This is a genomic window from Tatumella terrea (assembly GCF_039523755.1).
Lineage (GTDB): Bacteria > Pseudomonadota > Gammaproteobacteria > Enterobacterales > Enterobacteriaceae > Tatumella > Tatumella terrea.
In genome coordinates, this window is record NZ_BAAAFX010000004.1 from 1 (window position 1) to 15562 (window position 15562).

General features: G+C 49.2%; 31 protein-coding genes. 30 read left to right on the top strand and 1 reads right to left on the bottom strand.

What is annotated here, in order from left to right; translation table 11 throughout:
• The 3 genes from ABD035_RS02295 to bfr form a co-directional block, all read left to right on the top strand.
• Nucleotides 1-249: EF-Tu C-terminal domain-related protein (locus tag ABD035_RS02295; protein ID WP_486388817.1), on the top strand; the 249-nt coding region annotated here is incomplete at its 5' end.
• 165 nt (nucleotides 250-414) lie between these two features.
• Complete coding sequence (gene bfd, locus ABD035_RS02300; RefSeq protein WP_212713485.1) at nucleotides 415-609, top strand: bacterioferritin-associated ferredoxin; 195 nt, start codon at nucleotides 415-417, stop codon at nucleotides 607-609.
• Nucleotides 610-713: 104 nt separating this feature from the next.
• Nucleotides 714-1196, top strand: coding sequence for a bacterioferritin (bfr, locus tag ABD035_RS02305; protein ID WP_343867362.1), 483 nt, complete (start codon nucleotides 714-716; stop codon nucleotides 1194-1196).
• On the opposite strand, the gene ABD035_RS02310 is transcribed toward bfr, so the two are convergent.
• Nucleotides 1174-1950 (bottom strand): prepilin peptidase, encoded by a 777-nt coding sequence (locus ABD035_RS02310; RefSeq protein ID WP_343867364.1) that lies wholly within the window; start codon nucleotides 1948-1950, stop codon nucleotides 1174-1176. The genes bfr and ABD035_RS02310 overlap by 23 nt on opposite strands.
• 377 nt (nucleotides 1951-2327) lie before the next feature.
• Here ABD035_RS02310 and rpsJ point away from each other — a divergent pair, with 377 nt between their 5' ends.
• The 27 genes from rpsJ (at nucleotide 2328) to ABD035_RS02445 (ending at nucleotide 15558) form a co-directional block, all read left to right on the top strand.
• Nucleotides 2328-2639 (top strand): 30S ribosomal protein S10, encoded by a 312-nt coding sequence (rpsJ, locus tag ABD035_RS02315; protein ID WP_001181005.1) that lies wholly within the window; start codon nucleotides 2328-2330, stop codon nucleotides 2637-2639.
• A gap of 31 nt (nucleotides 2640-2670) precedes the next feature.
• Nucleotides 2671-3297: a 50S ribosomal protein L3 gene (rplC, locus tag ABD035_RS02320; protein WP_025902051.1), complete on the top strand. Its 627-nt coding sequence runs from the start codon at nucleotides 2671-2673 to the stop codon at nucleotides 3295-3297.
• 10 nt (nucleotides 3298-3307) lie between these two features.
• On the top strand, nucleotides 3308-3913 hold the full coding sequence (gene rplD, locus ABD035_RS02325) for a 50S ribosomal protein L4 (protein WP_212713482.1): 606 nt from the start codon (nucleotides 3308-3310) through the stop codon (nucleotides 3911-3913).
• Complete coding sequence (gene rplW / locus ABD035_RS02330; RefSeq protein WP_007891652.1) at nucleotides 3910-4212, top strand: 50S ribosomal protein L23; 303 nt, start codon at nucleotides 3910-3912, stop codon at nucleotides 4210-4212. The genes rplD and rplW overlap by 4 nt, the downstream gene beginning before the upstream one ends.
• A gap of 17 nt (nucleotides 4213-4229) precedes the next feature.
• Nucleotides 4230-5051: a 50S ribosomal protein L2 gene (rplB, locus tag ABD035_RS02335; protein ID WP_025902048.1), complete on the top strand. Its 822-nt coding sequence runs from the start codon at nucleotides 4230-4232 to the stop codon at nucleotides 5049-5051.
• Nucleotides 5052-5067: 16 nt separating this feature from the next.
• Nucleotides 5068-5346 carry a 30S ribosomal protein S19 gene (rpsS, locus tag ABD035_RS02340; RefSeq protein WP_001138115.1) on the top strand — a complete coding sequence of 93 codons (279 nt, stop codon included), beginning with the start codon at nucleotides 5068-5070 and terminating at the stop codon, nucleotides 5344-5346.
• 14 nt (nucleotides 5347-5360) lie between these two features.
• Nucleotides 5361-5693, top strand: a complete 333-nt coding sequence (gene rplV, locus ABD035_RS02345; RefSeq protein WP_025902047.1) for a 50S ribosomal protein L22 — start codon at nucleotides 5361-5363, stop codon at nucleotides 5691-5693.
• A 17-nt stretch (nucleotides 5694-5710) separates the two neighbouring features.
• Nucleotides 5711-6412 carry a 30S ribosomal protein S3 gene (rpsC, locus tag ABD035_RS02350; RefSeq protein ID WP_025902046.1) on the top strand — a complete coding sequence of 234 codons (702 nt, stop codon included), beginning with the start codon at nucleotides 5711-5713 and terminating at the stop codon, nucleotides 6410-6412.
• A gap of 12 nt (nucleotides 6413-6424) precedes the next feature.
• Nucleotides 6425-6835, top strand: coding sequence for a 50S ribosomal protein L16 (rplP, locus tag ABD035_RS02355; protein ID WP_025902045.1), 411 nt, complete (start codon nucleotides 6425-6427; stop codon nucleotides 6833-6835).
• The gene (gene rpmC / locus ABD035_RS02360; protein WP_212713481.1) at nucleotides 6835-7026 is read left to right on the top strand and encodes a 50S ribosomal protein L29; all 192 of its coding nucleotides are present in this window, start codon (nucleotides 6835-6837) and stop codon (nucleotides 7024-7026) included. Before rplP ends, rpmC begins: the two co-directional genes overlap by 1 nt.
• On the top strand, nucleotides 7026-7280 hold the full coding sequence (gene rpsQ, locus ABD035_RS02365) for a 30S ribosomal protein S17 (RefSeq protein WP_025902043.1): 255 nt from the start codon (nucleotides 7026-7028) through the stop codon (nucleotides 7278-7280). Before rpmC ends, rpsQ begins: the two co-directional genes overlap by 1 nt.
• Nucleotides 7281-7447: 167 nt before the next feature.
• Nucleotides 7448-7819, top strand: a complete 372-nt coding sequence (rplN, locus tag ABD035_RS02370) for a 50S ribosomal protein L14 (protein WP_025902042.1) — start codon at nucleotides 7448-7450, stop codon at nucleotides 7817-7819.
• A 10-nt stretch (nucleotides 7820-7829) separates the two neighbouring features.
• A complete protein-coding gene (rplX, locus tag ABD035_RS02375; protein ID WP_025902041.1) occupies nucleotides 7830-8144 on the top strand; it encodes a 50S ribosomal protein L24 in 315 nt (104 codons plus the stop codon).
• 14 nt (nucleotides 8145-8158) lie between these two features.
• Nucleotides 8159-8698, top strand: coding sequence for a 50S ribosomal protein L5 (gene rplE / locus ABD035_RS02380; RefSeq protein WP_025902040.1), 540 nt, complete (start codon nucleotides 8159-8161; stop codon nucleotides 8696-8698).
• A gap of 14 nt (nucleotides 8699-8712) precedes the next feature.
• On the top strand, nucleotides 8713-9018 hold the full coding sequence (rpsN, locus tag ABD035_RS02385; protein ID WP_025902039.1) for a 30S ribosomal protein S14: 306 nt from the start codon (nucleotides 8713-8715) through the stop codon (nucleotides 9016-9018).
• A gap of 33 nt (nucleotides 9019-9051) precedes the next feature.
• The gene (gene rpsH / locus ABD035_RS02390) at nucleotides 9052-9444 is read left to right on the top strand and encodes a 30S ribosomal protein S8 (RefSeq protein ID WP_212713480.1); all 393 of its coding nucleotides are present in this window, start codon (nucleotides 9052-9054) and stop codon (nucleotides 9442-9444) included.
• A 12-nt stretch (nucleotides 9445-9456) separates the two neighbouring features.
• The gene (gene rplF, locus ABD035_RS02395; protein WP_025902037.1) at nucleotides 9457-9990 is read left to right on the top strand and encodes a 50S ribosomal protein L6; all 534 of its coding nucleotides are present in this window, start codon (nucleotides 9457-9459) and stop codon (nucleotides 9988-9990) included.
• Between the two features lie 9 nt (nucleotides 9991-9999).
• Nucleotides 10000-10353, top strand: a complete 354-nt coding sequence (rplR, locus tag ABD035_RS02400; RefSeq protein ID WP_025902036.1) for a 50S ribosomal protein L18 — start codon at nucleotides 10000-10002, stop codon at nucleotides 10351-10353.
• A gap of 14 nt (nucleotides 10354-10367) precedes the next feature.
• Nucleotides 10368-10868, top strand: a complete 501-nt coding sequence (rpsE, locus tag ABD035_RS02405; protein ID WP_025902035.1) for a 30S ribosomal protein S5 — start codon at nucleotides 10368-10370, stop codon at nucleotides 10866-10868.
• A gap of 5 nt (nucleotides 10869-10873) precedes the next feature.
• The gene (rpmD, locus tag ABD035_RS02410) at nucleotides 10874-11053 is read left to right on the top strand and encodes a 50S ribosomal protein L30 (RefSeq protein ID WP_004846568.1); all 180 of its coding nucleotides are present in this window, start codon (nucleotides 10874-10876) and stop codon (nucleotides 11051-11053) included.
• Between the two features lie 3 nt (nucleotides 11054-11056).
• Nucleotides 11057-11491, top strand: coding sequence for a 50S ribosomal protein L15 (rplO, locus tag ABD035_RS02415; protein ID WP_212713479.1), 435 nt, complete (start codon nucleotides 11057-11059; stop codon nucleotides 11489-11491).
• Nucleotides 11492-11499: 8 nt separating this feature from the next.
• Nucleotides 11500-12831, top strand: coding sequence for a preprotein translocase subunit SecY (gene secY, locus ABD035_RS02420; RefSeq protein ID WP_212713478.1), 1332 nt, complete (start codon nucleotides 11500-11502; stop codon nucleotides 12829-12831).
• 32 nt (nucleotides 12832-12863) lie between these two features.
• Nucleotides 12864-12980 carry a 50S ribosomal protein L36 gene (gene rpmJ, locus ABD035_RS02425; protein WP_004160566.1) on the top strand — a complete coding sequence of 39 codons (117 nt, stop codon included), beginning with the start codon at nucleotides 12864-12866 and terminating at the stop codon, nucleotides 12978-12980.
• A 146-nt stretch (nucleotides 12981-13126) separates the two neighbouring features.
• Entirely contained in the window at nucleotides 13127-13483 is a 357-nt protein-coding gene (gene rpsM / locus ABD035_RS02430; protein ID WP_212713477.1) for a 30S ribosomal protein S13, read from the top strand.
• A gap of 16 nt (nucleotides 13484-13499) precedes the next feature.
• Entirely contained in the window at nucleotides 13500-13889 is a 390-nt protein-coding gene (gene rpsK / locus ABD035_RS02435; protein ID WP_025902031.1) for a 30S ribosomal protein S11, read from the top strand.
• A gap of 32 nt (nucleotides 13890-13921) precedes the next feature.
• On the top strand, nucleotides 13922-14542 hold the full coding sequence (rpsD, locus tag ABD035_RS02440; protein WP_025902030.1) for a 30S ribosomal protein S4: 621 nt from the start codon (nucleotides 13922-13924) through the stop codon (nucleotides 14540-14542).
• 26 nt (nucleotides 14543-14568) lie between these two features.
• A complete protein-coding gene (locus tag ABD035_RS02445; protein ID WP_025902029.1) occupies nucleotides 14569-15558 on the top strand; it encodes a DNA-directed RNA polymerase subunit alpha in 990 nt (329 codons plus the stop codon).
• The last annotated feature ends 4 nt before the right edge of the window (nucleotides 15559-15562 follow it).

Below are 15562 nucleotides of genomic sequence, written 5' to 3' on the forward strand. Positions count from 1 at the left end.
TCTAAAGACGAAGGCGGCCGTCATACTCCGTTCTTCAAAGGCTACCGTCCACAGTTCTACTTCCGTACCACAGACGTGACCGGAACCATCGAACTGCCGGAAGGCGTAGAGATGGTAATGCCAGGTGACAACATCAAAATGGTTGTTACCCTGATCCACCCAATCGCGATGGATGACGGTCTGCGTTTCGCAATCCGTGAAGGTGGTCGTACTGTAGGTGCAGGTGTTGTTGCTAAAGTTATCGCTTAATTGCCGATAGTTTAGAAACATCCTGATGAGAAGGGCGCGTAAGCGCCCTTTTTTTATGGCTGCAGACAGAGAACCAAAGCCATAAATGAAAATCCTTATTGTAATGCAAACCATTCTCACCTATGATGGTGCATGAAAAATATACAGTAAGGTCAGGGTTGTAATATGTATGTTTGTTTATGTCATGGCATCAGCGACAAATCTATCCGCGCGGTTATCCGTCAGCATCAGCCATCGTCACTGAAAGAATTACAACGTTTTGTCCCGGTCGGAACACAGTGTGGTAAATGTCTGCGGTCTGCACGACAAATACTGGAGCATGAACAGGACTCAATGGTCATCTATCTCCGTTCCGCCTGACTTCTTTTATCTATAAGAAAACCGCCTGCTTTATAGCCTTTCTGTCTTTTGACTTCCGGGAGCTCCCAACTACTCTGAAAGTAACTGGAAGCGGAGGAAGTACTATGAAAGGCGATAAGAAAGTTATAACTCATCTGAATAAACTTCTCGGTAATGAACTGGTGGCTATCAATCAGTATTTTCTGCATGCCCGTATGTTCCGAAACTGGGGCCTTAGCCGGCTCAATGATATTGAGTATCATGAGTCGATAGATGAAATGAAACATGCTGATAAATACATCGAGCGTATTTTATTTCTGGAAGGTCTCCCTAACCTGCAGGATCTCGGAAAATTACGCATCGGCGAGGATGTGGAAGAAATGCTGCGGTCAGATCTCAGCCTGGAACTTGAAGGTGCGACTGATTTACGTGAAGCCATCGCCCATGCCGATAAAGTCCATGATTATGTGACGCGGGATCTGCTGATAGAAATCCTTGCCGATGAAGAGCACCATATCGACTGGCTGGAAACAGAGCTCGAATTGATTACCCGCGTGGGTATACAGAATTATATTCAGACTCAGATTAAAGAGCAGGCAGCCGGATAGGCAGATTCTGCACCAGAAACCAGCATGCACCCGCTATCGATAAAAAATATCCGAATGGTAGCGGGAGCGAATCCCGGAAACTGGTCATTAATGTTCGCCGGTAAATCAGTTCGCACAACGCATAAGCGGAGGCGATGATGATAACCGGAGCCAGAGACTGCCAGCCATTCCATGCCCCGATAGCCGCCAGCAATTTCATATCCCCTTCACCGATCCCCTCCCTGTACCGGTAGTGACGATACCCCAGGTTAATCACATACAAAAAAAGATACCCGCAACAGACCCCCAATAGCCGTGAGTACAGGTCAGGATAAGTAAAGACCGGAGAAAGCAGTAATCCGGACCACAGGAGAATAAATACCATCCCGTCCGGTAGCAGCATATACCGGCGGTCGGTACTGGCCAGCAGACAGAGCAAGGAATAATTGAGTAAGGCCGCCGCCCATTGGAAAGGGGAAGGAAAGATCGTACTGACCGATAGCCAAAAAAGCCCCGTCAGGATTTCCATATACAGCAGGTGAACGGGCAGAGCCTGCCGGCAATAGCGACAGGCTCCCAGTAATCCGATGAAGCTGATGACGGGAATAAGTTCGAACCAGGCAAGCGGATGGTGACATTGCGTACAGGAAGAGGGTGGTATTACCAGCGCCCGCAGAGAGCAGGGGAGGGACTTACCTGGTAAATAACGGTCAGCCAGGAGTGCGATGAAACTTCCATGGATACTGCCAAGAATAAAGATGAAGAGTAGCAACATACACCTCTTTGCAGACGAGACTCCCGTAAGAGTGCCGCAGGGGGTTGCAGAGGCAAAGCGGGGAAATGACAGTGCGAGTGCCGGGTTCCGGGATGTATCATCGCAGTACAAAACTATCTTCCGGGGCCGGAGAGATGATGCAATAGTATCGGTTAAAAACGAAGCACCCCTTGCCAAGCGCTGAAATATACGTATAATGCGCGGGCTTGCTGAAATTAGCAGCGCGATTCGAGCAGAATCGCAGGCACGCGATTTGCGTCGCCTGACAATACTCCCGATTGGGGAGTTATATGCTGAACGATTACACTCCCCCATCAATCGTAATGGGTGTGAGGAGTAATTATTTTTGTTTATAAAATGTTTGGAGCTCTGGTCTCATGCAGAACCAAAGAATCCGTATCCGTCTTAAAGCGTTTGATCATCGTCTGATCGATCAATCAACCGCGGAAATCGTTGAGACTGCCAAGCGCACTGGTGCGCAGGTTCGTGGTCCAATCCCGCTGCCGACTCGTAAAGAGCGCTTTACCGTTCTGATTTCTCCGCATGTTAACAAAGATGCGCGCGATCAGTACGAAATTCGCACTCACAAACGTCTGGTTGACATCGTCGAGCCAACTGAAAAGACCGTTGATGCTCTGATGCGTCTGGATCTGGCTGCCGGTGTTGATGTGCAGATCAGCCTGGGTTAATCAGGTTACGAGCGATTAAGAGGTTGATACAATGATTGGATTAGTCGGTAAGAAAGTGGGCATGACTCGCATCTTCAATGAAGAAGGCGTATCTATCCCTGTAACCGTAATCGAAGTTGAAGCAAACCGTGTTACCCAGGTCAAAGGTCTGGAGAACGATGGTTACCAGGCTATTCAGGTGACTACCGGCGCTAAAAAAGCAAGCCGTGTAACTAAACCAGAAGCTGGTCATTTTGCTAAAGCTGGCGTTGAAGCTGGCCGTGGCCTGTGGGAATTCCGCACCGAAGGTGAAGAATTTACCGTTGGTCAGAGCATCAGTGTTGATATCTTCGCTGACGTGAAAAAAGTAGACGTAACTGGCACCTCTAAAGGTAAAGGTTTCGCAGGTACCGTTAAGCGCTGGAACTTCCGTACCCAGGACGCAACTCACGGTAACTCCTTGTCACACCGCGTACCGGGTTCTATCGGTCAGAACCAGACTCCGGGCAAAGTGTTCAAAGGCAAGAAAATGGCAGGTCAGCTGGGTAACGAACGTGTGACCGTTCAGAGCCTGGAAGTCGTTCGCGTAGACGCTGAGCGCAACCTGCTGCTGGTTAAAGGTGCAGTTCCCGGTGCTACCGGTAGCGACCTGATTGTAAAACCAGCTGTTAAGGCGTAAGGGGATAGCAATGGAATTAGTATTGAAAGACGCGCAGAGCGCGCTGACTGTTTCCGAAACTACCTTCGGTCGTGATTTTAACGAAGCGCTGGTACACCAGGTTGTTGTCGCTTACGCAGCAGGCGCCCGTCAGGGTACCCGTGGTCAGAAGACCCGCGCTGAAGTTACTGGCTCTGGTAAAAAACCATGGCGCCAGAAAGGCACCGGCCGCGCACGTGCAGGTTCTGTTAAGAGCCCAATCTGGCGTTCAGGTGGTGTGACTTTTGCTGCTAAGACTCAAGATCACAGTCAGAAAGTTAACAAAAAGATGTACCGCGGAGCGCTGAAAAGCATTCTGTCTGAACTGGTACGTCAGGAACGTTTGATCGTTGTCGAACAGTTCTCTGTAGAAGCGCCTAAAACTAAGCTGCTGGCACAGAAACTGAAAGACATGGCTCTGGAAGATGTACTGATCGTCACCGGTGAACTGGATGAGAATCTGTTCCTGGCAGCACGTAACCTGTTCAAGGTTGACGTACGTGATGCAGCAGGCATTGACCCAGTTAGCCTGATCGCCTTCGACAAAGTCGTTATGACTGCTGATGCAGTTAAGCAAGTTGAGGAGATGCTGGCATGATCCGTGAAGAACGTCTGCTGAAAGTCGTGCGCGCGCCGCACGTATCTGAAAAAGCGTCTACTGCGATGGAAAAAACAAATACCATCGTTCTCAAAGTTGCAAAAGACGCAACCAAAGCAGAGATCGTTGCTGCCGTAGAAAAGCTGTTCGAAGTTGAAGTTAAAGACGTAAACACCCTGGTTGTTAAAGGGAAAGTTAAGCGTCACGGACAGCGTATTGGTCGTCGTAGCGACTGGAAAAAAGCTTACGTCACCCTGAAAGAAGGCCAGAATCTGGACTTCGTCGGCGGCGCAGAGTAAGTCGGAGGAGAGAAACAATGGCAATTGTTAAATGTAAACCGACATCTCCGGGTCGTCGCCATGTAGTTAAAGTGGTGAACCCTGAGCTGCACAAGGGCAAACCTTTTGCTCCGCTGCTGGAAAAAAACAGCAAAAGCGGTGGCCGTAATAATAACGGTCGTATCACTACCCGTCATATCGGTGGTGGTCACAAGCAGGCTTACCGTATTATTGACTTCAAACGCAATAAAGATGGTATCCCGGCTGTCGTTGAACGTCTTGAGTACGATCCGAACCGCTCTGCGAACATCGCACTGGTTCTGTACAAAGACGGTGAACGCCGTTATATCCTGGCCCCTAAAGGTCTGAAAGCTGGCGACCAGATCCAATCTGGTAGTGATGCTGCGATTAAAGCAGGTAACACCCTGCCGATGCGCAATATCCCGGTCGGTTCAACTGTACACAACGTAGAAATGAAACCAGGTAAAGGCGGTCAGATTGCTCGCTCTGCTGGTACTTACGTGCAGATCGTTGCGCGTGATGGTTCCTACGTAACCCTGCGTCTGCGTTCAGGTGAAATGCGTAAAGTCGAAGCTGACTGCCGCGCAACACTGGGCGAAGTCGGTAACGCTGAGCATATGCTGCGCGTTCTGGGTAAAGCAGGTGCAACTCGCTGGCGTGGTGTTCGTCCTACCGTTCGCGGTACTGCGATGAACCCAGTCGATCACCCGCACGGTGGTGGTGAAGGTCGTAACTTTGGTAAGCACCCGGTTACTCCGTGGGGCGTTCAGACCAAAGGTAAGAAGACCCGCAGCAACAAGCGTACTGATAAATTTATCGTACGTCGCCGTAGCAAATAATTTTAGAGGATAAACCATGCCACGTTCTCTCAAGAAAGGTCCTTTTATTGACCTGCACTTGCTGAAGAAGGTAGAGAAAGCGGTGGAAAGCGGTGACAAGAAGCCCCTGCGCACCTGGTCCCGTCGTTCAACGATCTTTCCTAACATGATCGGTTTGACCATCGCTGTCCATAATGGTCGTCAGCACGTACCTGTCTTTGTTTCCGACGAAATGGTTGGACACAAGCTGGGTGAATTTGCGCCGACTCGTACTTATCGCGGTCACGCGGCTGATAAAAAAGCCAAGAAGAAATAAGGTAGGAGGAAGAGATGGAAACTATCGCTAAACATCGCCATGCTCGTTCTTCTGCTCAGAAGGTTCGCCTGGTTGCGGATCTTGTACGCGGTAAGAAAGTGTCGCAGGCTCTGGATATCCTGACCTACACCAATAAGAAAGCAGCCTTACTGGTTAAGAAAGTCCTGGAATCTGCCATTGCTAACGCCGAACACAACGATGGCGCTGACATCGACGATCTGAAAGTCACGAAAATTTTCGTCGACGAAGGCCCTAGCATGAAGCGCATTATGCCGCGTGCTAAAGGTCGTGCAGATCGCATCCTGAAGCGCACCAGCCACATTACTGTGGTTGTGTCCGATCGCTGAGACTCTGGAGACTAGCAATGGGTCAGAAAGTACATCCTAATGGTATTCGCCTGGGTATTGTAAAACCCTGGAACTCTACATGGTTCGCAAATACCAACGAATTCGCTGACAACCTGGACAGCGATTTTAAAGTTCGTCAGTATCTGAATAAAGAACTGGCAAAAGCGTCTGTATCTCGCATCGTTATCGAACGTCCAGCGAAAAGCATCCGTGTGACTATTCACACTGCTCGCCCTGGTATCGTTATCGGTAAGAAAGGTGAAGACGTAGAAAAACTGCGTAATGTCGTCGCGAAAATCGCTGGCGTCCCTGCGCAGATCAATATCGCCGAAGTCCGTAAACCGGAACTGGACGCTAAATTGGTTGCTGACAGCATCACTTCACAGCTGGAACGTCGTGTTATGTTCCGTCGTGCTATGAAGCGTGCTGTACAGAACGCAATGCGTCTGGGCGCTAAAGGTATTAAAGTTGAAGTCAGTGGCCGTCTGGGCGGTGCTGAAATCGCGCGTACTGAATGGTACCGTGAAGGTCGCGTTCCATTGCATACTCTGCGTGCGGACATCGACTACAACACCTCTGAAGCGCACACCACTTATGGTGTAATCGGCGTTAAGGTATGGATCTTCAAAGGTGAGATCCTGGGTGGTATGGCTGCTGTTGAACAATCGGAAAAACCGGCTGCTCAACCTAAAAAGCAGCAGCGTAAAGGCCGTAAGTAAGGAGAGTCGCTGATGTTACAACCAAAGCGTACGAAATTCCGTAAAGTGCACAAAGGCCGTAACCGCGGTCTGGCTGCTGGTACGGATATTAGCTTCGGTACTTTCGGTCTGAAAGCTGTTGGCCGTGGTCGTCTGACTGCCCGTCAGATCGAAGCAGCACGTCGTGCTATGACCCGTGCAGTTAAGCGTCAAGGTAAAATCTGGATCCGTGTATTCCCGGACAAACCAATTACCGAGAAGCCGCTTGAAGTTCGTATGGGTAAAGGTAAGGGTAACGTAGAGTATTGGGTTGCCCTAATCCAGCCTGGTAAAGTCCTGTATGAAATGGACGGCGTATCAGAAGAGCTGGCCCGTGAGGCATTCAAGCTGGCAGCAGCAAAACTGCCTATCAAAACCACCTTTGTAACTAAGACGGTGATGTAATGAAAGCAATTGAGCTGCGTGAAAAAAGTGTTGAAGAGCTAAACACTGAGCTGCTTAACCTGTTGCGTGAGCAGTTTAACCTGCGCATGCAAGCAGCATCCGGCCAGCTGCAGCAGACCCATCTGCTGAAGCAGGTTCGTCGTGATGTTGCACGCGTTAAGACTTTACTGACTGAGAAGGCGGGTGCGTAATGACCGATAAAATCCGTACTCTGCAAGGTCGTGTTGTTAGTGACAAAATGCAGAAATCTGCGGTTGTTGCTATCGAACGTTTCGTGAAACACCCGATTTACGGTAAATTCATTAAGCGTACGACTAAGCTGCACATCCATGATGAGAACAACGAATGTGGTATTGGTGACGTGGTAATTATCCGCGAATGCCGTCCACTGTCTAAGACTAAGTCCTGGACACTTGTTCGCATTGTGGAAAAAGCGATTCTGTAATAGAATCACTTTTCTGTGAAAAATAGATGAACGGCTCGTCTGAGCCGTTCATTTTTTCTACCCATCTACGAGAACCGGTGTTATAATGCCGCGCCCTCGATAATGGGGCTTTTAATCGACCTGAAGTTAGGTCCCGAAGTAGTAGTTGACATTAGCGGAGCACTAAAATGATCCAAGAACAGACTATGCTGAACGTCGCCGACAACTCCGGTGCACGTCGCGTAATGTGTATCAAGGTTCTGGGTGGCTCGCACCGTCGCTACGCAGGCGTCGGCGACATTATTAAAGTTACCATCAAGGAAGCAATTCCACGTGGTAAAGTTAAGAAAGGTGACGTCCTGAAGGCGGTAGTGGTGCGCACCAGGAAGGGTGTTCGTCGCCCTGACGGTTCTGTCATTCGCTTCGATGGTAATGCATGCGTTATTTTAAACAATAACAGCGAGCAACCCGTCGGAACGCGTATTTTTGGGCCGGTAACTCGTGAACTTCGTACTGAAAAGTTCATGAAAATTATCTCTCTGGCACCTGAAGTACTCTAAGGAGCGAATCATGGCAGCGAAAATCCGTCTCAACGACGAAGTTATCGTGCTTACCGGTAAAGATAAAGGTAAACGCGGTAAAGTAAAAAATGTTTTGTCTTCTGGCAAAGTCATCATTGAAGGTATCAACCTGGTTAAGAAACATCAGAAGCCGGTCCCGGCCCTGAACCAACCAGGTGGCATCGTTGAAAAAGAAGCTGCTATTCAGGTTTCTAACGTTGCACTTTTCAATGCGGCAACCGGTAAGGCTGACCGTGTAGGCTTTAGATTCGAAGACGGCAAAAAAGTCCGTTTCTTCAAGTCTAACAGCGAAACTATCAAGTAATTTGGAGTAGTACGATGGCGAAACTGCATGATTACTACAAAGACGAAGTAGTTAAGAAACTCATGACTGAGTTTAACTACAATTCAGTCATGCAAGTCCCTCGGGTCGAGAAGATCACCCTGAACATGGGTGTTGGTGAAGCGATCGCTGACAAGAAACTGCTGGACAATGCAGCAGCGGATCTGACAGCAATCTCCGGTCAAAAGCCGTTGATCACCAAAGCACGCAAATCTGTTGCAGGCTTCAAAATCCGTCAGGGCTATCCGATCGGCTGTAAAGTAACTCTGCGCGGCGAGCGTATGTGGGAGTTCCTTGAGCGCCTGATCATCATTGCTGTACCTCGTATCCGTGACTTCCGTGGTTTATCTGCGAAGTCTTTCGACGGTCGTGGTAACTACAGCATGGGTGTCCGTGAGCAGATCATCTTCCCAGAAATCGATTACGATAAAGTCGATCGCGTCCGTGGTTTGGATATTACCATTACCACTACTGCGAAATCTGATGATGAAGGCCGTGCTCTGCTGGCAGCCTTTGACTTCCCGTTCCGCAAGTAAGGTAGGGTTAATTCATGGCTAAGCAATCTATGAAAGCACGCGAAGTTAAGCGTGTAAAATTAGCAGACAAGTTCTTCGCGAAACGCACTGAACTGAAAGCGATCATCTCTGATGTGAACGCTTCTGACGAAGATCGTTGGAATGCTGTTCTTAAGCTTCAGGCTCTGCCGCGTGATTCCAGCCCGTCCCGTCAGCGTAACCGCTGCCGCCAAACTGGCCGTCCACATGGCTATGTAGGTAAGTTCGGGTTGAGCCGCATCAAGTTACGTGAAGCCGCCATGCGCGGTGAAGTACCTGGCTTGAAAAAGGCTAGCTGGTAATTGTCACCAATTGAATCACGGGAGTAAAGACTGATGAGCATGCAAGATCCGATCGCGGATATGCTGACCCGTATCCGTAACGGTCAGACCGCGAACAAAGTTGCGGTCACCATGCCTTCCTCCAAGCTGAAAGTGGCAATTGCCAACGTGCTGAAGGAAGAAGGTTATATTGAAGATTTTAAAATCGAAGGCGACATCAAGCCAGAACTGGAATTAACTCTTAAGTATTTCCAGGGCAAGGCTGTTGTAGAAAGCATTCAGCGTGTAAGCCGTCCAGGTCTGCGTATTTATAAGCGCAAAGACGAACTGCCAAAAATCATGGCAGGGATGGGTATCGCAGTTGTTTCTACTTCTAAAGGTGTTATGACTGATCGTGCAGCGCGCCAGGCTGGTCTTGGCGGCGAAATTATCTGCTACGTAGCTTAATCGGAGGATTCAATGTCTCGTGTTGCTAAAGCACCTGTCGTTATTCCTGCCGGCGTAGAGGTAAAACTCAACGGTCAGGAAATTTCGGTAAAAGGTAAAAACGGCGAGCTGGCTCGTACTATCAATAAAGCTGTTGAAGTTAAGCAGGCTGACAATCAGCTGACTTTCGCTCCACGCGAAGGTTTTGCAGATGGTTGGGCTCAGGCAGGTACGACTCGTGCGCTGCTGAACTCAATGGTTATCGGTGTTACCGAAGGCTTCACCAAGAAGCTGCAGCTGGTTGGTGTTGGTTATCGTGCTGCTGTTAAAGGCAATGCAGTTAATCTGTCACTGGGTTTTTCACACCCGGTTGAACATCAGCTGCCTGCAGGCATCACTGCCGAGTGTCCGACTCAAACTGAAATCGTGCTGAAAGGCGCTGATAAGCAGGTGATCGGCCAGGTTGCAGCTGACTTGCGCGCCTACCGTCGTCCTGAGCCTTATAAAGGCAAGGGTGTCCGTTACGCCGACGAAGTCGTGCGTACCAAAGAGGCTAAGAAGAAGTAAGGTAACACTATGGATAAGAAATCTGCTCGTATCCGTCGTGCGACCCGTGCACGTCGCAAGCTCAAAGAGCTGGGTGCTACTCGCCTGGTGGTACATCGTACCCCGCGTCATATTTACGCACAGGTAATCGCTCCGAACGGTTCCGAAGTTCTGGTTGCTGCTTCTACTGTAGAAAAAGCTATCTCTGAACAACTGAAGTACACTGGAAATAAAGACGCTGCTATTGCTGTTGGTAAAGCAATCGCAGAACGCGCTGTAGAGAAAGGCATCACTGCTGTTTCTTTCGATCGCTCTGGTTTCCAATATCATGGTCGTGTCCAGGCACTGGCAGATGCTGCCCGTGAAGCTGGCCTTCAGTTCTAAGGTAGAGGTCTAGGATGTCACACATCGAGAAACAAGCTGGCGAACTGCAGGAAAAACTGATCGCGGTAAACCGTGTATCTAAAACCGTTAAAGGTGGTCGTATCTTCTCCTTCACAGCTCTGACTGTAGTGGGTGATGGTAACGGTCGCGTTGGTTTTGGTTACGGTAAAGCGCGTGAAGTTCCAGCAGCTATCCAGAAAGCGATGGAAAAAGCCCGTCGCAACATGGTTAATGTCGCGCTGAATAACGGTACCCTGCAGCACCCTGTTAAAGGTGTTCACACAGGTTCCCGCGTATTCATGCAGCCGGCTTCAGAAGGTACTGGTATCATCGCCGGTGGTGCAATGCGCGCCGTTCTGGAAGTCGCCGGAATTCATAACGTACTGGCTAAAACCTATGGTTCTACTAACCCGATCAACGTGGTTCGTGCAACTATTGATGGCCTGAGCAATATGAATTCTCCTGAGATGGTCGCTGCTAAGCGTGGTAAAACCGTCGAAGAAATTCTGGGGTAATTATCATGGCAAAGACTATTAAAATTACTCAAACCCGTAGTGCAATCGGTCGTCTGCCTAAACATAAGGCAACACTGCTTGGCCTGGGTCTGCGTCGCATTGGTCATACTGTAGAACGTGAGGATACTCCTGCGGTTCGCGGTATGGTTAACGCGGTTTCCTACATGGTTAAAGTGGAGGAGTAAGAGATGCGTTTAAATACTCTGTCTCCGGCCGAAGGGTCTAAGCACGCTTCCAAACGTCTGGGTCGTGGTATTGGTTCCGGTCTCGGTAAAACCGGTGGTCGTGGTCACAAAGGTCAGAACTCACGTTCTGGCGGTGGCGTACGTCGCGGTTTCGAGGGTGGCCAGATGCCTTTATACCGTCGTCTGCCAAAATTTGGTTTCACTTCTCGCAAATCAATGGTCACAGCCGAAGTTCGTCTGTCTGACCTTGCGAAAGTAGAAGGCGGTATTGTCGATCTGAACACGCTGAAAGCAGCTAACATTATCGGAATTCAGATTGAATTCGCGAAAGTTATTCTGTCTGGCGAAGTTTCTGCTCCGGTAACGGTTCGTGGTCTGCGTGTCACTAAAGGTGCTCGTGCTGCAATCGAAGCTGCTGGCGGTAAAATTGAGGACTAAGTGAGCTGATGGCTAAACAACCAGGATTAGATTTTCAAAGTGCCAAGGGTGGGATAGGTGAACTGAAACGCAGACTGATGTTTGTTATAGGTGCACTGATTGTCTTCCGAATTGGCTCTTTTATTCCAATCCCTGGTATTGATGCCACAGTCCTTGCCAAACTGCTTGAGCAACAGCGTGGCACCATCATTGAAATGTTCAACATGTTCTCTGGTGGTGCACTTAGCCGTGCTTCTATCTTTGCCCTGGGTATTATGCCGTATATTTCGGCCTCTATTATTATCCAGCTGTTAACGGTGGTTCATCCGGCGTTAGCAGAAATTAAGAAAGAAGGGGAGGCTGGACGTCGTAAGATTAGCCAGTATACCCGCTATGCAACGTTAGTCCTGGCCATATTCCAGGCAGTCGGTATTGCTACCGGTCTGCCGAATATGCCTGGTATGCAAGGCCTGGTGTTAAATCCGGGTCTGGCATTCTACTTTACGGCTGTTGTCAGCCTGGTCACCGGGACAATGTTCCTGATGTGGTTAGGTGAGCAAATTACTGAACGAGGTATTGGTAACGGTATCTCGATCATTATTTTTGCTGGTATTGTTGCGGGCTTACCGCAGGCCATTGGCCATACCATTGAGCAGGCACGGCAGGGTGACCTGAACTTCCTCCTGTTGCTGTTGGTTGCAGTTCTCGTATTTGCAGTGACTTTCTTTGTTATCTTCGTTGAACGTGGTCAACGCCGCATTGTGGTGAACTACGCTAAACGTCAACAAGGTCGCCGCGTTTACGCTGCACAGAGCACACATTTACCGTTGAAAGTAAATATGGCGGGTGTTATCCCGGCAATCTTTGCTTCCAGCATCATCCTGTTTCCGGCGACAATTGCGTCCTGGTTCGGGGGCGGTACCGGCTGGAACTGGCTGACTACTATTTCTATGTATTTACAGCCAGGTCAGCCGCTTTATGTGCTACTCTATGCGACTGCAATCATCTTCTTCTGTTTCTTCTACACGGCGTTGGTTTTCAACCCACGTGAAACAGCAGATAACCTGAAGAAGTCTGGTGCATTCGTACCGGGAATTCGTCCGGGAGAGCAAACGGCCAGGTATATCGATAAAGTAATGACGCGTTTAACATTAGTTGGCGCTTTGTATATTACTTTTATCTGTCTGATCCCGGAGTTCATGCGTGAGGCGATGAATGTCCCCTTCTACTTCGGCGGTACTTCACTGCTGATTGTAGTTGTCGTCATCATGGACTTTATGGCTCAAGTGCAAACTCTGATGATGTCGAGTCAATATGAGTCTGCATTGAAGAAAGCAAACCTGAAAGGCTACGGCCGTTAATTCAGGAGCTTGAGAAGTTACGGAGAGTAAAAATGAAAGTTCGTGCTTCCGTCAAGAAATTATGTCGTAACTGCAAAATCATCCGCCGCGACGGTGTCGTACGTGTGATTTGTAGTGCCGAGCCTAAGCATAAACAGCGCCAGGGCTGATTTTTTCGCATATTTTTCTTGCAAAGTCGGGTTGAGCTGGCTAGATTAGCCAGCCAATCTTTTGTATGTTATTGCGTTCCCATTTGAGTATCCTGAAAACGGGCTTTTCAGAATGGCACGCAGTTAATAAGTAATAGGAGTGCATAGTGGCCCGTATAGCAGGCATTAACATTCCTGATCATAAACATACCGTTATCGCATTAACTTCGATTTTCGGTATCGGTAAAACTCGTTCTAAGGCCATTTGTGCCTCAACGGGTATTGCTGAACATGTTAAGATCAGTGAGCTGTCTGAAGAACAGATTGAGCAACTGCGTGAAGCAGTTGGCAAGTTCGTTGTTGAAGGTGATCTGCGTCGTGAAGTTACCCTGAGCATCAAGCGTCTTATGGACCTTGGCTGCTACCGTGGTTTGCGTCATCGTCGTGGTCTTCCGGTTCGCGGTCAGCGTACCAAGACCAATGCACGTACCCGTAAGGGTCCGCGCAAACCGATCAAGAAATAATCGGGGTGGGTAAATAATGGCAAAGGCACCAGTTCGTGCACGTAAGCGTGTAAGAAAACAAGTCTCAGATGGCGTGGCTCATATCCATGCATCTTTTAACAACACCATCGTTACTATCACTGATCGTCAGGGTAATGCGCTGGGTTGGGCAACCGCCGGTGGTTCCGGTTTCCGCGGTTCACGTAAATCTACTCCGTTTGCTGCTCAGGTCGCTGCAGAGCGCTGTGCAGAAGCTGTAAAAGATTACGGTATTAAGAACCTGGAAGTTATGGTTAAGGGTCCGGGTCCGGGTCGCGAATCAACTATTCGTGCTCTGAACGCCGCTGGTTTCCGCATCACTAATATTACTGATGTGACTCCGATCCCTCACAACGGTTGTCGTCCGCCGAAGAAACGTCGCGTTTAACGCCCCGTTTTTAGGTTAGTTGGAGAAAGAAAATGGCAAGATATTTGGGTCCTAAGCTCAAGCTGAGCCGTCGTGAGGGCACCGACTTATTCCTTAAGTCTGGCGTTCGCGCGATCGATACCAAGTGCAAAATTGAACAAGCCCCAGGTCAGCACGGTGCGCGTAAGCCACGTCTGTCTGACTACGGCGGTCAGTTACGTGAGAAACAGAAAGTTCGTCGTATCTACGGTGTTCTGGAACGTCAATTCCGTAACTATTATAAAGAAGCAGCACGTCTGAAAGGCAACACAGGTGAAAACCTGCTGGTTCTGCTGGAAGGTCGTCTGGATAACGTAGTTTATCGTATGGGCTTTGGTGCCACTCGTGCTGAAGCACGCCAGCTGGTTAGCCATAAAGCGATTATGGTAAATGGCCGCGTTGTTAACATCGCTTCTTATCAGGTATCTCCGAATGATGTCGTTAGCATCCGTGAGAAAGCCAAAAAGCAATCTCGCGTGAAGGCCGCTCTGGAGCTGGCTGAGCAGCGTGAAAAGCCAACCTGGCTGGAAGTTGATGCAGCGAAGATGGAAGGTGTGTTCAAGCGTAAGCCAGAACGTACTGATCTGTCTGCGGACATTAACGAGCACCTGATCATCGAGCTTTACTCTAAATAAAGCTTGAGTACCAAAGAGAGGACACAATGCAGGGTTCTGTGACAGAGTTTCTAAAACCGCGCCTGGTAGATATCGAGCAAGTGAGTTCGACGCACGCCAAGGTGACCCTTGAGCCTTTAGAGCGTGGCTTTGGCCATACTTTAGGTAATGCACTGCGCCGTATTCTGCTTTCTTCCATGCCGGGTTGCGCGGTGACCGAGGTTGAAATTGATGGTGTACTCCACGAGTACAGCACCAAAGAGGGCGTTCAGGAGGATATCCTGGAAATCCTGCTCAACCTGAAAGGGCTGGCGGTAAGAGTTCAGGGTAAAGATGATGTTATCCTGACCCTGAATAAATCTGGCATTGGCCCTGTGACTGCAGCCGACATTACCCATGATGGTGATGTCGAAATCGTCAAGCCACAGCACGTAATTTGTCACCTGACCGATGAAAACGCATCTATTAATATGCGTATCAAAGTTCAGCGTGGTCGTGGTTATGTGCCGGCTTCTGCCCGAATTCATTCGGAAGAAGATGAGCGCCCAATCGGTCGTTTGTTAGTCGATGCTTGCTACAGCCCTGTAGATCGTATTGCCTACAATGTTGAAGCAGCTCGTGTTGAGCAACGTACCGACCTGGACAAGCTGGTCATCGAAATGGAAACCAACGGCACAATCGATCCTGAAGAGGCGATTCGTCGTGCGGCGACCATTCTGGCTGAACAACTGGATGCTTTTGTTGACTTACGTGATGTTCGTCAGCCAGAAGTGAAAGAAGAAAAACCAGAATTCGATCCGATCCTGCTGCGCCCTGTTGACGATCTGGAATTGACTGTCCGCTCTGCTAACTGCCTTAAGGCAGAAGCTATCCACTACATCGGTGATCTGGTACAACGTACTGAGGTTGAGCTTCTTAAGACGCCTAACCTTGGGAAAAAATCTCTTACCGAGATCAAAGACGTGCTGGCTTCGCGTGGACTGTCTCTGGGCATGCGCCTGGAAAACTGGCCACCAGCAAGCATTGCTGATGAGTAACCGG

Coding starts and splice junctions, on each gene's coding strand:
- bfd (WP_212713485.1), top strand. CDS start 415: ATGTATGTTTGTTTATGTCATGGCATCAGCGACAAATCTATCCGCGCG.
- bfr (WP_343867362.1), top strand. CDS start 714: ATGAAAGGCGATAAGAAAGTTATAACTCATCTGAATAAACTTCTCGGT.
- ABD035_RS02310 (WP_343867364.1), bottom strand. CDS start 1,950: ATGTTGCTACTCTTCATCTTTATTCTTGGCAGTATCCATGGAAGTTTC.
- rpsJ (WP_001181005.1), top strand. CDS start 2,328: ATGCAGAACCAAAGAATCCGTATCCGTCTTAAAGCGTTTGATCATCGT.
- rplC (WP_025902051.1), top strand. CDS start 2,671: ATGATTGGATTAGTCGGTAAGAAAGTGGGCATGACTCGCATCTTCAAT.
- rplD (WP_212713482.1), top strand. CDS start 3,308: ATGGAATTAGTATTGAAAGACGCGCAGAGCGCGCTGACTGTTTCCGAA.
- rplW (WP_007891652.1), top strand. CDS start 3,910: ATGATCCGTGAAGAACGTCTGCTGAAAGTCGTGCGCGCGCCGCACGTA.
- rplB (WP_025902048.1), top strand. CDS start 4,230: ATGGCAATTGTTAAATGTAAACCGACATCTCCGGGTCGTCGCCATGTA.
- rpsS (WP_001138115.1), top strand. CDS start 5,068: ATGCCACGTTCTCTCAAGAAAGGTCCTTTTATTGACCTGCACTTGCTG.
- rplV (WP_025902047.1), top strand. CDS start 5,361: ATGGAAACTATCGCTAAACATCGCCATGCTCGTTCTTCTGCTCAGAAG.
- rpsC (WP_025902046.1), top strand. CDS start 5,711: ATGGGTCAGAAAGTACATCCTAATGGTATTCGCCTGGGTATTGTAAAA.
- rplP (WP_025902045.1), top strand. CDS start 6,425: ATGTTACAACCAAAGCGTACGAAATTCCGTAAAGTGCACAAAGGCCGT.
- rpmC (WP_212713481.1), top strand. CDS start 6,835: ATGAAAGCAATTGAGCTGCGTGAAAAAAGTGTTGAAGAGCTAAACACT.
- rpsQ (WP_025902043.1), top strand. CDS start 7,026: ATGACCGATAAAATCCGTACTCTGCAAGGTCGTGTTGTTAGTGACAAA.
- rplN (WP_025902042.1), top strand. CDS start 7,448: ATGATCCAAGAACAGACTATGCTGAACGTCGCCGACAACTCCGGTGCA.
- rplX (WP_025902041.1), top strand. CDS start 7,830: ATGGCAGCGAAAATCCGTCTCAACGACGAAGTTATCGTGCTTACCGGT.
- rplE (WP_025902040.1), top strand. CDS start 8,159: ATGGCGAAACTGCATGATTACTACAAAGACGAAGTAGTTAAGAAACTC.
- rpsN (WP_025902039.1), top strand. CDS start 8,713: ATGGCTAAGCAATCTATGAAAGCACGCGAAGTTAAGCGTGTAAAATTA.
- rpsH (WP_212713480.1), top strand. CDS start 9,052: ATGAGCATGCAAGATCCGATCGCGGATATGCTGACCCGTATCCGTAAC.
- rplF (WP_025902037.1), top strand. CDS start 9,457: ATGTCTCGTGTTGCTAAAGCACCTGTCGTTATTCCTGCCGGCGTAGAG.
- rplR (WP_025902036.1), top strand. CDS start 10,000: ATGGATAAGAAATCTGCTCGTATCCGTCGTGCGACCCGTGCACGTCGC.
- rpsE (WP_025902035.1), top strand. CDS start 10,368: ATGTCACACATCGAGAAACAAGCTGGCGAACTGCAGGAAAAACTGATC.
- rpmD (WP_004846568.1), top strand. CDS start 10,874: ATGGCAAAGACTATTAAAATTACTCAAACCCGTAGTGCAATCGGTCGT.
- rplO (WP_212713479.1), top strand. CDS start 11,057: ATGCGTTTAAATACTCTGTCTCCGGCCGAAGGGTCTAAGCACGCTTCC.
- secY (WP_212713478.1), top strand. CDS start 11,500: ATGGCTAAACAACCAGGATTAGATTTTCAAAGTGCCAAGGGTGGGATA.
- rpmJ (WP_004160566.1), top strand. CDS start 12,864: ATGAAAGTTCGTGCTTCCGTCAAGAAATTATGTCGTAACTGCAAAATC.
- rpsK (WP_025902031.1), top strand. CDS start 13,500: ATGGCAAAGGCACCAGTTCGTGCACGTAAGCGTGTAAGAAAACAAGTC.
- rpsD (WP_025902030.1), top strand. CDS start 13,922: ATGGCAAGATATTTGGGTCCTAAGCTCAAGCTGAGCCGTCGTGAGGGC.
- ABD035_RS02445 (WP_025902029.1), top strand. CDS start 14,569: ATGCAGGGTTCTGTGACAGAGTTTCTAAAACCGCGCCTGGTAGATATC.